Annotated in this window: 9 protein-coding genes; 4 read left to right on the forward strand and 5 right to left on the reverse strand. The window is 66.1% G+C overall.

The features are described from left to right. Positions 1-133 precede the first annotated feature (133 nt). Positions 134-1,957 carry an SLC13 family permease gene (locus tag HUK65_RS09260; protein ID WP_179905881.1) on the forward strand — a complete coding sequence of 608 codons (1,824 nt, stop codon included), beginning with the start codon at positions 134-136 and terminating at the stop codon, positions 1,955-1,957. 124 nt (positions 1,958-2,081) lie between these two features. Next, complete coding sequence (gene gap, locus HUK65_RS09265) at positions 2,082-3,077, forward strand: type I glyceraldehyde-3-phosphate dehydrogenase (protein WP_179905882.1); 996 nt, start codon at positions 2,082-2,084, stop codon at positions 3,075-3,077. Between the two features lie 126 nt (positions 3,078-3,203). Here the strand turns inward: gap and prfB are convergent, their stop codons facing one another. Further along, positions 3,204-4,331 carry a peptide chain release factor 2 gene (gene prfB, locus HUK65_RS09270; protein ID WP_179905891.1) on the reverse strand — a complete coding sequence of 376 codons (1,128 nt, stop codon included), beginning with the start codon at positions 4,329-4,331 and terminating at the stop codon, positions 3,204-3,206. 98 nt (positions 4,332-4,429) lie between these two features. Continuing rightward, positions 4,430-6,934 (reverse strand): penicillin-binding protein 1A, encoded by a 2,505-nt coding sequence (locus HUK65_RS09275; protein ID WP_179905883.1) that lies wholly within the window; start codon positions 6,932-6,934, stop codon positions 4,430-4,432. Between the two features lie 230 nt (positions 6,935-7,164). On the opposite strand from HUK65_RS09275, the gene HUK65_RS09280 reads away from it, so the two are divergent. Both HUK65_RS09280 and clpX read left to right on the forward strand, forming a co-directional pair. Continuing rightward, entirely contained in the window at positions 7,165-7,788 is a 624-nt protein-coding gene (locus HUK65_RS09280) for an ATP-dependent Clp protease proteolytic subunit (RefSeq protein ID WP_179905884.1), read from the forward strand. A gap of 169 nt (positions 7,789-7,957) precedes the next feature. Continuing rightward, positions 7,958-9,226: an ATP-dependent Clp protease ATP-binding subunit ClpX gene (gene clpX / locus HUK65_RS09285; RefSeq protein ID WP_179905885.1), complete on the forward strand. Its 1,269-nt coding sequence runs from the start codon at positions 7,958-7,960 to the stop codon at positions 9,224-9,226. Between the two features lie 240 nt (positions 9,227-9,466). Here clpX and HUK65_RS09290 read toward each other — a convergent pair whose 3' ends face one another. From HUK65_RS09290 to aroA, 3 genes are all read right to left on the reverse strand, one after another. Then, complete coding sequence (locus HUK65_RS09290; protein WP_179905886.1) at positions 9,467-10,438, reverse strand: D-2-hydroxyacid dehydrogenase; 972 nt, start codon at positions 10,436-10,438, stop codon at positions 9,467-9,469. Between the two features lie 127 nt (positions 10,439-10,565). Further along, positions 10,566-11,168 (reverse strand): (d)CMP kinase, encoded by a 603-nt coding sequence (locus HUK65_RS09295; RefSeq protein WP_179905887.1) that lies wholly within the window; start codon positions 11,166-11,168, stop codon positions 10,566-10,568. A gap of 41 nt (positions 11,169-11,209) precedes the next feature. Beyond that, positions 11,210-12,562, reverse strand: coding sequence for a 3-phosphoshikimate 1-carboxyvinyltransferase (gene aroA / locus HUK65_RS09300; RefSeq protein WP_179905888.1), 1,353 nt, complete (start codon positions 12,560-12,562; stop codon positions 11,210-11,212). Positions 12,563-12,979 lie beyond the last annotated feature (417 nt).

The following is a 12,979-nucleotide window of genomic DNA, read 5'->3' on the forward strand; positions in this document are numbered from 1 at the left end:
ACGGGGGTTGGCTTGTGTCAGCACGCGGGCGACGTTGGGGCACGCGCCAGCGCCGACGCCGTCCCCGTTTGCAGCGCCGGACGACAGCTTCTATGCTGCGGTGCAACGCCACAGTCGAAGAGCTTGCCTGCATATGACCCTTCCCCTGGCCATGGTCCTTGCGCTGTTGGCGGTGGCCATCGTCCTGTTCGCCATCGGGCGGCCCCGGATGGATGTGGTGGCGTTGGTGATGATGGTGGCGCTGCCGCTGACGGGCGTGATCACTGTCCCCGAGGCGCTGGCCGGGTTTGCCGATCCCAATGTCATCCTGATTGCCGCGCTGTTCGTCCTGGGCGAAGGGTTGGTGCGCACGGGCATCACCGCGCGCATGGGCGACTGGATGACCCGGCGCGCGGGGGCCTCGGAAACCCGTTTGATCTTCTTCCTCATGGTTTCGGCGGCGGCGCTCAGTTCCATCATGTCCTCGACCGGGGTTGTGGCGATCTTCATCCCCATCGTTCTGCGCATGGCGCGCCGTATGGGGGTGCCCGCGGGGCGGTTGATGATGCCTCTGGCCATGGCCGCCATGATCGCGGGGATGACCACGCTTGTGGCCACCGCGCCCAATCTGGTGGTCCATGGCGAGCTGGTGCGCCGGGGCCTTGATGGCTTCGGCTTCTTTGCCTTTGCCCCCTTTGGGGTGCCGATCCTGGCGCTGGCGATCCTGTACATGTTCGTGGCGCGGCGCTACCTCGGCCAGTCGGCGCAGGAAGAGCCTGCGCCGCGCGCCTCGATCCGCGAGTGGATCGATGACTTCGCGCTTGAGGGGCGCGAGATGCGGCTGCGGATCGAACCCGGTTCTGTCCTGGCGGGGCGGCGGCTGGACCAGCTGGACCTGCGCAGCTCCGCAGGGGTGAACATCGTTGCCATCGAAAGGCCCGGGCCGCGCCGCACGGAACTGCGCCTTCCGCGGGCGGGGACGGAGCTGGCCGCGGGCGATGTCCTGCTGCTGGATGTGCTGGGTGATCACGCCGATATCGACCGTTTTGCCGCAGCCAACCGCCTGCGCGCCCTGCCGCTGGGGCAAGGCTATTTCACCGACCGGCGGCAGGATCTGGGCATGGCGCAGGTGATGGTGCCGCCGACATCAACCCTGGTTGGCAGGTCCGTGGTCCAGACCGCCTTTCGCACAAAGCGTGATCTGGCCGTCATCGGCATCCGCCATGGCGCGACCCCTGTCACCGGGGCGATTGTTGATGAACCCTTGCGCGCGGGCGACACCCTGCTGGTCATGGGCACCTGGAAAGCGATCCGGCGTCTTGCCAGTGAACGGCGTGACCTGATCCTGCTGGACCTGCCCGAAGAGGCCGACGAGATCGCCCCCGAAGCCGACCGCGCCCTCGCCGCGCTGGCCATCCTGGGGCTGGTGGTGGTGCTGATGGTCACGGGGATCGTGCCCAATGTGCAGGCTGCGTTGCTCGGTTGCCTGCTCATGGGGCTGTTTCGCTGCATCGACATTGCCGGGGCCTATCGCGCGATCAACTGGCAGACGCTGGTGCTGATCGTCGGCATGTTGCCGTTTTCGCTGGCCCTGACCCGGACCGGGGGCGTGGACCTGGCCGCGACCGCCCTGACCGACGCGTTGGGGAACGGCAACCCGCGGCTGGTCATGGCGGCGATCTTCGTGTTGACAACGATGCTGAGCCTGTTCATCTCGAACACCGCAACCGCCGTGCTGATGGCGCCGGTGGCGCTGGCGATTGCCGATACGCTGGGCGCCTCGCCCTACCCGTTTGCCATGACCGTCGCGCTGGCGGCCTCGGCGGCTTATATGACGCCGGTATCCTCGCCCATCAACACGCTGGTGGTGGGGCCGGGGAACTATCGCTTCATGGATTTCGTGCGCATCGGGACGCCGTTCTGGCTGATCACACTGGCGGTGGTGCTGGTGATGGTGCCAATGGTGCTGCCCTTCTGACCCCGCGCTTTGCCGCGCATCCGCTGCAGGCTACGGTTGACAGAGCAGTTGGAATCGCTTTGTTAGCGGTAACTGCCGCGCGCCGCCGGGCCGCGCGGCCCCGCCAGACCCTGGAGGCTTCACCATGACCACACGCATCGCCATCAACGGATTCGGCCGCATCGGCCGCCTTGTCCTGCGCGCCCTGATCGAAACCGGGCGCGATGATCTGGAGATTGTCGCCATCAACGACCTTGGCCCGGTGGAAAGCAATGCCCATCTGCTGCGCTTCGATTCGGTCCATGGCCGCTTCCCCGGCACCGTCACGGTGACCGGCAATACCCTTGATGTCGGCCGCGGCCCCATCACCGTCAGCGCCGAGCGTGACCCCGCCGACCTGCCGTGGGAGGATATCGACATCGTGCTGGACTGCACCGGCATCTTCAAGGGCGACAAGGCGCTTGTGCATCTGGACAAGGCGAAGAAGGTGCTGGTCTCGGCCCCGTCCAAGGGCGCGGACAAGACCATCGTCTATGGCGTGAACCACGCCATCCTGACCGATGCCGACCGCCATGTGTCGAACGCGTCCTGCACCACCAACTGCCTGGCGCCGGTGGCCAAGGCGCTGCATGACGCGGTGGGCATCACCCGCGGCTTCATGACCACGATCCACAGCTATACCGGCGACCAGCCGACGCTGGACACCATGCATTCGGACATGTATCGCGCCCGCGCCGCCGCCATGAGCATGATCCCCACATCGACCGGGGCCGCGCGCGCGGTGGGTCTGGTGCTGCCGGAGTTGGCGGGCAAGCTGGACGGGGTCGCCATCCGGGTGCCCACCCCCAATGTCAGCGTGGTGGATTTCACCTTCGAGGCCGCCCGCGACACAACGGTCGAAGAGATCAACGCCGCCGTCACCGCCGCCGCCGAAGGCCCGATGAAAGGCATCCTGGGCGTGACCGATCAGCCCAATGTCAGCCAGGATTTCAACCACGACCCGCATTCCAGCGTCTTCCACCTGGCCGAAACCAAGGTGCTGGAGAAACGCATGGTCCGCGTGCTGTCCTGGTATGACAATGAATGGGGCTTTTCCTGCCGGATGCTGGACACAGCCGCTCTGATGGGGCGGCTCGGCTGAACCCCTTCCCTGCCCGGCCATGCCGGGCAAAGCGCCCGCCGTCGGCGCGCAGGGTGGGCGGGTGGGCGCGGCTCGGGGGCGCTTCTGCGCCCTGCCAGCCAGAACCGCAAAGCCGAAAAAGCGTGCTCAGTCCTCGGCCTGCGCCTCGGCGCGGGACTTGCCGGCCACATCCATGGCCAGGGTTGCGGCCATGAACCGGTCCAGCCCGCCATCCAGCACGCCCTGGGTGTCCGAGGTCTCGACCCCCGTGCGCAGGTCCTTCACCATCTGATAGGGTTGCAGCACATAAGACCGGATCTGGTTGCCCCAGCCCGCATCGCCCTTGGCATCGTGCTGGGCCTCGATCGCTTCGGTCCGCTTGCGCAGCTCCATCTCATAGAGCCTTGATTTCAGGGCATCCATGGCAATCGCGCGGTTCTGGTGCTGAGATTTCTCGGAACTGGTCACCACGATCCCGGTGGGAATATGCGTGATCCGCACCGCCGAATCCGTGGTGTTCACATGCTGCCCGCCCGCACCCGAGGACCGATAGGTATCCACCCGGATGTCCGAAGGGTTCACCTCGATCTCGATGTTGTCATCCACCACCGGATAGACCCAGACCGACGAAAACGATGTGTGCCGCCGCGCCGCGCTGTCATAGGGCGAGATGCGCACCAGCCGGTGCACCCCGCTTTCGGATTTCAGCCAGCCATAGGCATTGTGCCCGCTGATCTTGTAGGCGGCCGAACGGATGCCCGCTTCCTCGCCTGCGCTTTCGGACATCAGCTCCACCTTGTAGCCGCGCTTTTCGGCCCAGCGCACATACATCCGCGCCAGCATCGCCGCCCAGTCGCAGCTTTCGGTGCCCCCGGCCCCGGCGTTGATCTCCAGAAAGGTGTCGTTCCCGTCAGCCTCGCCATTGAGCAGCGCCTCGATCTCCTTTTCCGCCGCGCGCGCCGCCAGCGCCTTGAGCGCGGCTTCGGCCTCGCTCACCACATCGCTGTCGCCTTCGGCCTCGCCCAGTTCGATCAGATCGATATTGTCCTGCAACTCGGTGGACAATTCGCGATGCACGGACATGGCATCAGCCAGCACCTGACGGTCCCGCATCAGTTTCTGAGCGCGGGCCGGATCATTCCACAGGTCCGGGTCCTCGGTCATGGCATCGAATTCTTCCAGCCGGTGCGCCGCGGTATCAATATCCATGCGCTGGCCCAGCAGGGTCAGCGACTTGCGGATCGCATCGATGGTGGATTGCGTTTCTGCGCGCATGTGGGTCCGTTCCATGGCTGGGATTTGCGGTCTGGGCCCCCGTGCTTACCCCGGCCAGCGGCGCGGGGCAAGCGCCCGGCAGGGCTGCCCGGCCGGGGTCAGTAAAGCCCGCCGCTGGAGACGGTGCCGAAATCCGCCCCGGCGCCGCCGCCCCCCCCGCTGCTGCTGCTGCCACCGCCCGACTGTGCCGGCGCCGAGTCATAGAGCGGCAGGTTCGAGCCCATGGCAAACCCGCCGTCGATCATCGCCGCCAGGCCAAAGATCGGCTCTTCGCCCTCGCGGAAGAATTCCGAGATCACATTCGGCCCGGACGCGTCATCGGACAGCCGCGCGCCGGAATGACGGTCGATATTGATGAAATACCCGCCCGAAGGGACGGCAAACCGGGTGCCGCCATGGCGCTTTACGGCCTCCTGCATGAAGGCCTGGAACACCGGGCCGCACAGCCCCCCGCCCGAGGCCCCCCGCCCCAGCGGGCGCGGGCGGTCATGGCCGATGTAGCAACCTGCGGCGATGTTCGAGGTATACCCCACGAACCACACGTCGCGCGCCTCGTTGGTGGTCCCGGTCTTGCCGGCCACGGGCACGGGCAGGTTGATGGACCGCCCCGTGCCACGCTGAATCACCCCCTCCAGCATCGAGGTCAGCTGATAGGCCGTCACGGCGTTCATCACGCGTGGCCGTTCGGTGGCAATCCAGGGCGAGGCATTGGGCGGCAGCCCCGCCTCGCTGCATTCCACGCAACTGCGCTGGTCATGGCGATACACAGTGCGCCCCCAGCGGTCCTGCACCCGGTCCACCAGCGTCGGCTCCACCCGCTCGCCGCCATTGGCGAACATGGCATAGGCGGCGACCATGCGGAACAGGGTCGTTTCCTGGCTGCCAAGGGCATTGGCCAGGTTGGTTTGCGCCCGATCGAACACGCCGAAACGTTCCGCATAGCGGCCCACGGTATCCATCCCGATTTCCTGCGCCATGCGCACGGTCATCAGGTTGCGCGACATCTCGATCCCGGTGCGCACCGGCGTGGGGCCGTAGAAACGGTTGCTGGCATTGGTGGGGCGCCACAGGCCCTGGGCGGTGTCCACCTCGATCGGGGCATCGACAACCACAGTGGCCGGGGTAAAGCCCGAATCCAGCGCCGCGGCATAGACAAAGGGCTTGAAGGCCGAGCCCGGCTGGCGCTGCGCCTGGGTGGCGCGGTTGAACACCGAATGCTGGTAGGAAAAGCCCCCCTGCATGGCCAGCACGCGGCCCGTGTTCACATCCATCGCCATGAACGCGCCCTGCACCTCGGGGACCTGGCGCAGTGACCAGCGCAGGAAGCTGCCGTCACTGTCGGCGGTTACGGCGCGCACATGGACCACATCGCCCACGTCCAGATTGTCCGACAGCGACCCGCGCGCCCAGTTGATGTCCGCCCGTTCGATCTCGCCGGGCTCATCCACATCCTCGATCCCCAGCAGGGCGCGGTCGGGGCTGACCTCCAGCACCACGGCGGCGCGCCAGGTGTTGCCCAGATGGATGTCACGGGCCACATCGGCGCGCGCCAGCGCCGGGCGCCAGGTGTCCTCGCTGTCCAGCAGCGCGGCGTCGATGACCTCGCCGGTGCCGCGCCAGCGGCCCTGCTGGCGGTCATAGCGTTCCAGGGCCTCTTGCAGGGCCAGGGCCGCATAACGCTGCAGGTCCGGGTCCGCGGTGGCGCGGATGCTCAGCCCGCCGCCAAAGAACTCCTCCTCGCCAAAGGTTCCGGACAGCTGGCGGCGGATTTCATCGGTGAAATAGTCGCGCGGCGGCAGCGACTGCCGGAAGCTGTCGATCTCGCCGCCCTGCACCGTTTCCAGCGGGCGGGCGCGGGCCTCTTCGAATTCGGCGCGGGTGATGAAGCCATTGTCCAGCATCTGCCCCAGCACCCAGTTGCGCCGGGCCGTCACCCGCTCGCGCGCGCGGACGGGGTGATAGTCCGAAGGCGCCTGCGGCAGCGCCGCCAGAAAGGCGGCTTCATGCAGGTCCAGCTCATCCAGTGTCTTGTTGAAATAGCTCTGCGCGGCCGCGGTCACGCCATAGGAGTTCTGGCCCAGAAAGATCTCGTTCATGTAGAGTTCAAGGATCTGATCCTTGGTCAGGGTCTGCTCCACCCGCGTGGCCAGGATGATCTCCTTGATCTTGCGCTCTCCGGTGCGGTCGCCGGACAGCAGGAAGTTCTTCATCACCTGCTGGGTGATGGTCGAAGCCCCCCGCACCGTCTGCCCGCGCGAGGCCACGGCTTCATAGGCGGCGGCGGCGATGGCGCGGCCGTCAAACCCGGTGTGTGAATAGAAATTGCGATCCTCGGCCGAGATGAAGGCATTCTTGAGCATCTCTGGCATGTCATCGACGGGGGTGAACAGGCGCCGCTCATGGGCGAATTCATCGATCAGCTGCCCCTCACCGGAAAAGACACGGCTGATGCTGGGCGGCGCGTAGGAGGCCAGCTGTTCATGGCTGGGCAGGTCCCGCCCATACATCCAGAACACGCCGCCAATGGTCAGCGCAACAAAGAAGAGGGCCAGCACCACGAAACTGAAGATGCCGCCAAAAAAAGAAAGGATGATCCGAAGCACGCGCCCGACCCTGTGATGTGAGACCTGCTCCTTATACAGCGCCCGCTGCCAATGGTCAAAACCGCGCCGCCCAAAGTCGCCGGTTCCGGCGGGGCATGACGTCACGTTCGCTTGAACGCCCGCGCCGGACCTGCCGCCCTTGCGGCCCATGGGGCGGGGCACTAAGACTATCGCAACACGTCACCGATACACCGGGGCACTCCCCCGGGAACCAAGGGCAGGAAACCGACATGCAAGATCCCGTAGAAACCTACATGAATCTGGTCCCCATGGTGGTCGAACAGACCAGCCGCGGTGAGCGGGCCTATGACATCTTCTCGCGCCTGCTGAAGGAGCGCATCATCTTCGTCACCGGCCCGGTGCATGACGGGATGGCAAGCCTGATCGTGGCGCAGTTGCTGCACCTGGAGGCCGAGAACCCCTCCAAGGACATCTCGATGTATATCAACAGCCCCGGCGGTGTCGTGACCTCGGGCCTGTCGATCTATGACACCATGCAGTATATCCGGCCAAAAGTCAGCACGCTTGTTGTGGGTCAGGCGGCCAGCATGGGGTCGCTGCTGCTGGCGGCCGGGGAAAAGGGGATGCGCTTTTCGCTGCCCAATTCGCGGATCATGGTGCACCAGCCCTCGGGCGGGTTCCAGGGGCAGGCGACCGATATCTCCATCCATGCGCGCGAGATCCTGGAACTGAAGGAACGCCTGAACCAGATCTACGTCCACCACACCGGCCAGACCCTGAAAAAGGTCGAGGCCGCGCTGGAGCGCGACAACTTCATGACCCCGGAAATGGCCAAGGACTGGGGCATCATTGACGATATCGTGACCACCCGCGAACCGGCCGAGGAAAGCTGAGGCGCGCTTCATAAACCGGCAACGGATGCGCATTCGCACAGGCAGGACAGGCGGGGGCAAATTTGGCATTGTCCCCGCCGCCCCCCTGACTTAGTCTTTAGAGGAATGCAGGCGTGTTGCCCGAAAAGCTGCGCGTCTCGCTTCGAACACGAGGCCACAGAGGTAACCGATGGCAAATTCCAGCTCCGGCGACAGCAAGAACACGCTTTATTGCTCGTTTTGCGGCAAAAGCCAGCACGAGGTGCGCAAGCTGATCGCAGGGCCGACTGTGTTCATTTGCGACGAATGTGTCGAATTGTGCATGGACATCATCCGCGAAGAGACGAAAAGCTCAGGCTTCAAATCCTCCGAAGGTGTGCCGACCCCGCGCGAAATCTGCGATGTGCTGGATGATTATGTCATCGGGCAGATGCACGCAAAGCGCGTGCTGTCAGTTGCCGTGCACAACCATTACAAGCGCCTGAACCATTCCGGCAAGGCCGGCGATATCGAGCTGTCGAAATCGAACATCCTGCTGATCGGCCCCACCGGCTGCGGCAAGACGCTGCTGGCGCAGACGCTGGCGCGCATCCTCGATGTGCCGTTCACCATGGCCGATGCGACCACCCTGACCGAAGCGGGATATGTGGGTGAGGATGTTGAGAACATCATCCTCAAGCTGTTGCAGGCCTCGGAATACAATGTCGAACGCGCCCAGCGCGGCATCGTCTATATCGACGAGGTCGACAAGATCACCCGCAAGTCCGACAACCCTTCGATCACCCGCGATGTGTCCGGCGAGGGGGTGCAGCAGGCGCTTCTGAAGCTGATGGAGGGCACGGTGGCCAGCGTGCCCCCGCAGGGCGGGCGCAAGCATCCGCAGCAGGAGTTCCTGCAGGTGGATACCACGAATATCCTGTTCATCTGCGGCGGCGCCTTTGCCGGTCTGGACCGGATCATCGCCCAGCGGGGCAAGGGCAGCGCTATCGGCTTTGGTGCCGATGTGAAGGACGAATCCCTGCGCGGGATCGGCGAGACCCTGAAAACGCTGGAACCCGAGGATCTGCTGAAGTTCGGCCTGATCCCGGAATTTGTCGGCCGTCTGCCTGTGGTTGCGACCCTGACGGACCTGGACGAGGACGCGCTGATCACCATCCTGACCGAACCGAAGAACGCGCTGGTCAAACAGTACAAGCGCCTGTTCGAGATCGAGGGCGCCGATCTGAGCTTCACCGACGAGGCCCTGCGCGCCATTTCCAAGCGGGCGATCGCGCGCAAGACCGGTGCGCGCGGGCTGCGGTCCATCATGGAAGACATCCTGCTGGACACGATGTTCGAGCTGCCCGGCCTGCGCAACGTGAGCGAGGTTGTGGTGAACGAGGAAGCCGTCACATCCGAAGCCAGCCCCTTGATCATCTATGCCGAAGGCCAATCCCGCGAGCCCGCCAGCGCCGGCTGAGCACGCGCCTGTCACGCTTCCTTGGCAGTTGTGAAAATGAAACCGCAAGGGTCTAGGACTCTTGCGGTTTTTCCTTGTATCCGGTCGCGTGTGGGCGGTTCCTCAAGACCGAGCATTTCCCTGCTTCCACGGGTAGCGGGGTAGCGCCCCCGAGCCGCGCCCACCCACCCACCCTGCGCGCCTCGGGGGCGCTGTCCGGCGCAAGCGCCGGACAAGGAATGATGGCATTCTGGCGCGGTGTCAGTAACGGGCCGTCTGGTCCACCAATGTGATCATGCGTTGATCAGTCTGCCAGTGCCGCGCATTGTCGATGAACAGTTGCAAGGCACGCTCCAGATAATGCGGCGACGTGCCCGAAACATGCGGCGTCAGCAACACATCCGCGCGATTCCACAGCGGCGAGTCCTCGGGCAGGGGTTCGGTTTCGAAGACATCCAGCGCTGCGCCGCGCAAATGGCCGCTGTCGAGCAGGTCCAGAACGGCCTCGGGTTCCACGACCCCACCGCGCGAGATATCCACCAGCACCGCCCCCGGAGCGAGGCTTGAAAGCAGCGCGTGATTGACCATTCCCTGCGTCGCATCGGTCAGCGGTACACAGACAACCAGAGCATTCACAACCCCCAGATGCGCGCGGGCGGCGTCGAAGTCCAGCGTCATATCCGCCCAACCCTGCGGTTCAGGGCGACGCTTGACCGCAATCACCTGCATGCCGAAGACCCGCGCCCGCTGCCCCACCATGGCACCGATTGCCCCGCCACCCAGGACCATCAGCGTCTGTCCGCTCAGTTCATCCTGCCAGGCCCGCTGCCATGCGTGTGTGCGCGACTGCTCGATGTAGCGGTCAAATCCCTTGCAAAAATGCAGCAACGCTCCAATGGCGTATTCGCTCATCTGCGGGCCGTGGATGCCACTGCTCTTGGTCAGGGTCAGGCGCGACCAATCAACCGGCATCTCCCAGATCCGCTCCACCCCGGCCGACAGGAAATGCACCCATTCACACCCCTTGATGCGCGCCAGCGCCTCCGGCAGCCAGGGCAAGGTCGGCGCAATGACCGCCTGAAACACGTCCTCGGGCACCCTGTCGGGACGGTCTGCGCAGACGACATCCGCACCGGGAAAGGCTGCGGTCAGATGCCGCTGCACCACTTCCGTCTGCGCCTGCAGCACGCTTTCATTCTGCAGAAACAGAATTCTCTCTGGACTGCGCGGCATGTGGCCTCTCCTTGATCTGGTTCTGTATCGCCCCTTGCGCGCCGACAGGCGCGCCCGGCCCAACGGGATGACCGGCGCTTGCGCCGGGAAGACGGGCGGGAGCACCCCCTCCCAGCTGGGTGTCAACCTAACCGGGCAAGCGCGCCTGCACCAATGCGACGGCACGCGCCACCGCATCATCGATGCTCAAATCGGTGGTGTCCAGTTGCGCGGCATCCTCGGCCGGGCGCAAAGGAGCATCGGCGCGGCCCATGTCGCGGGCATCGCGGGCGCGAACCTGTTCCAGCACCTGCTCAAATGTCTCGGGCGCCGCCGTGCCGCCCTCTTCCAGCCAGCGCCGTCGCGCGCGGATTTCGGGCGAGGCCGTGACGAAGAGCTTCACCTCGGCACCCGGGCAGATCACCGTGCCGATATCGCGCCCGTCCAGAACCGCCCCCCCCGGGCGCCGGGCGAAATCGCGCTGAAACGCCACCAGTGCTGCGCGAACCTCGGGGATGGCCGCCACTCGGCTGGCGGCTTCGCTGGCGGCCAGCCCGCGCAGGTCATCGCGCGCCAGATCCGCCGCGCCCAGCGTCTGCGCTGCGGCCACCGGATCCCCCCCCTTGACCCCCACCGCACGATACAGAAGCCCCGTATCCAGATGGGCAAAGCCGAAATGATCGGCCAGCGCGCGTGAGATCGTGCCCTTGCCCGCTGCAGCTGGGCCATCAATGGCGACGGTAAACTTCATTCGGCTAATCCCTTCGGTTTCAATTCAATTTGTGATGAACTTCAGCGCGTGCCATGGCGCAGATCGGCGCCGAGCGCGGTCATCAGCGCCTCGAATGCGGGAAAGGAGGTCGCGATCGGGCTGGCATCATCCACGGTGATGGCGCGACGCGACACCAGGCCCAGGCACAGGAAGCTCATGGCGATCCGGTGGTCCAGGCGGCTTTGCACCTGCGCGCCCCCTTCGATGTCTTCGGCACCGCAGCCATGAACGCTCAGGCTGTCCTCGGTTTCCTCGACCCGCACGCCACAGGCTTCAAGTCCCCGGGCCATGGCGTCGATTCGGTCGGATTCCTTGACCCGCAGTTCACGGATCCCGCGCATGACGGTGGTGCCCTGGGCGGTCGCGGCAAGGGCCGCAAGGATCGGGTATTCATCGATCATGCTGGCCGCGCGGTCCGGCGGCACGGTCACCCCGTGCAGGGGTCCGCTGTTGCGCAGGCGGAGGTCTGCCACCGGCTCTCCGCCTTCTTCGCGCGGGTTTTCAAAGGCGATATCGGCACCCATCTCTACCAGCGTGCGATACAGGCCATCGCGCGTGGGATTGCGGCTGACGCCGGGGATGGTGACCTCGGACCCCGGAACCATCAGCGCCGCGCAGGCCGGAAAGGCGGCCGAGGACGGGTCACGTGGGACGGCCACGGTTTGCGGTCGCAACTCCGGCTGGCCCTGCAGGGTGATGACCCGGCCCTCGGGCGTGTCCTCGACCGTGAGTTCCGCGCCAAAACCGCGCAGCATCCGTTCGGTATGATCGCGTGTGGGTTCAGCCTCGATCACCACCGTGGCGCCGGGTGCGTTGAGCCCCGCCAGCAGCACCGCCGATTTGACCTGGGCCGAAGGGACCGGCAGCGCATAGCGTACCGGCACCGGATCTGCCGCGCCGATGACGGTCATCGGCAGCCGCCCGCCCGAACGGCCAAAGGCCCGCGCCCCGAAAAGCGCCAGCGGATCGGTGACCCGGCCCATGGGTCGGCTGTTGAGGCTGGCGTCTCCGGTAAAGGTCACCGTGATTGCTGTGGTGGCCATGGCCCCCATGATCAGCCGCACGCCAGTGCCGGAATTGCCGCAGTCAATCACCTGCTCCGGCTCGGCAAAGCCCCCCACGCCGACGCCCTCGACACTCCATGCGCCGGGGCCATGGCGCGTAACCGTGGCGCCAAAGGCGCGCATGGCCGCGGCGGTGTCCAGCACATCCTGACCTTCCAGCAAGCCGGTGATCTGCGTCCGGCCAACCGCCAGCGCCCCCAGGATCAGCGCGCGATGGCTGACAGACTTGTCCCCGGGACTATCCACCTGTCCCCGCAGCGCAGGGCTTCGGTGGGCGGTCATGGGTGTTGCGGGGCCATGTGCGGACATCTGGGGCCTTTCTTCTTTTCCGGGCGCGGGCGCGCGGGCGGCAGAGAAACCGCAGCCCCCGGCCCCGCGATGCCAGCGCGTGATAGCGCAGCCAGCGCGGGGCGTCCATAAGCTGCCGCGCAACCGACCCCTCGCGAAGGGCGCCTGCAGCGGCGTTGCGCATCCGGGGCCGAAAGGCGCAGAGCCGCACCGCCTTCCCACCTTGGCAGATCAAACCGAACCGCCCTCCCCCGCGCCGCCTGCCGGAAGCCAACTCTCCCGCCCGTCTTCCGCGTCCCTTGCAGGGACACGTCATCCCGTTGGGCCGGGGGGGGGGGGGGGGGGGGGGGGGGGGGGGCGCCCCCCCCCCCCCGGGGGGGGGGGGGGGGGGGCGGCGGGGGGGGGGGGGGGGGGGGGGGGGGGGGGGGGGGGGGGGGG

This window comes from Rhabdonatronobacter sediminivivens, from assembly GCF_013415485.1.
GTDB lineage: Bacteria > Pseudomonadota > Alphaproteobacteria > Rhodobacterales > Rhodobacteraceae > Rhabdonatronobacter > Rhabdonatronobacter sediminivivens.

Excerpts from the sequence above, each read along its gene's own strand:
- HUK65_RS09260 (WP_179905881.1), top strand. The coding sequence starts at position 134 with ATGACCCTTCCCCTGGCCATGGTCCTTGCGCTGTTGGCGGTGGCCATC.
- HUK65_RS09290 (WP_179905886.1), bottom strand. The coding sequence starts at position 10,438 with ATGCCGCGCAGTCCAGAGAGAATTCTGTTTCTGCAGAATGAAAGCGTG.
- aroA (WP_179905888.1), bottom strand. The coding sequence starts at position 12,562 with ATGTCCGCACATGGCCCCGCAACACCCATGACCGCCCACCGAAGCCCT.
- gap (WP_179905882.1), top strand. The coding sequence starts at position 2,082 with ATGACCACACGCATCGCCATCAACGGATTCGGCCGCATCGGCCGCCTT.
- prfB (WP_179905891.1), bottom strand. The coding sequence starts at position 4,331 with ATGCGCGCAGAAACGCAATCCACCATCGATGCGATCCGCAAGTCGCTG.
- HUK65_RS09280 (WP_179905884.1), top strand. The coding sequence starts at position 7,165 with ATGCAAGATCCCGTAGAAACCTACATGAATCTGGTCCCCATGGTGGTC.
- HUK65_RS09295 (WP_179905887.1), bottom strand. The coding sequence starts at position 11,168 with ATGAAGTTTACCGTCGCCATTGATGGCCCAGCTGCAGCGGGCAAGGGC.
- clpX (WP_179905885.1), top strand. The coding sequence starts at position 7,958 with ATGGCAAATTCCAGCTCCGGCGACAGCAAGAACACGCTTTATTGCTCG.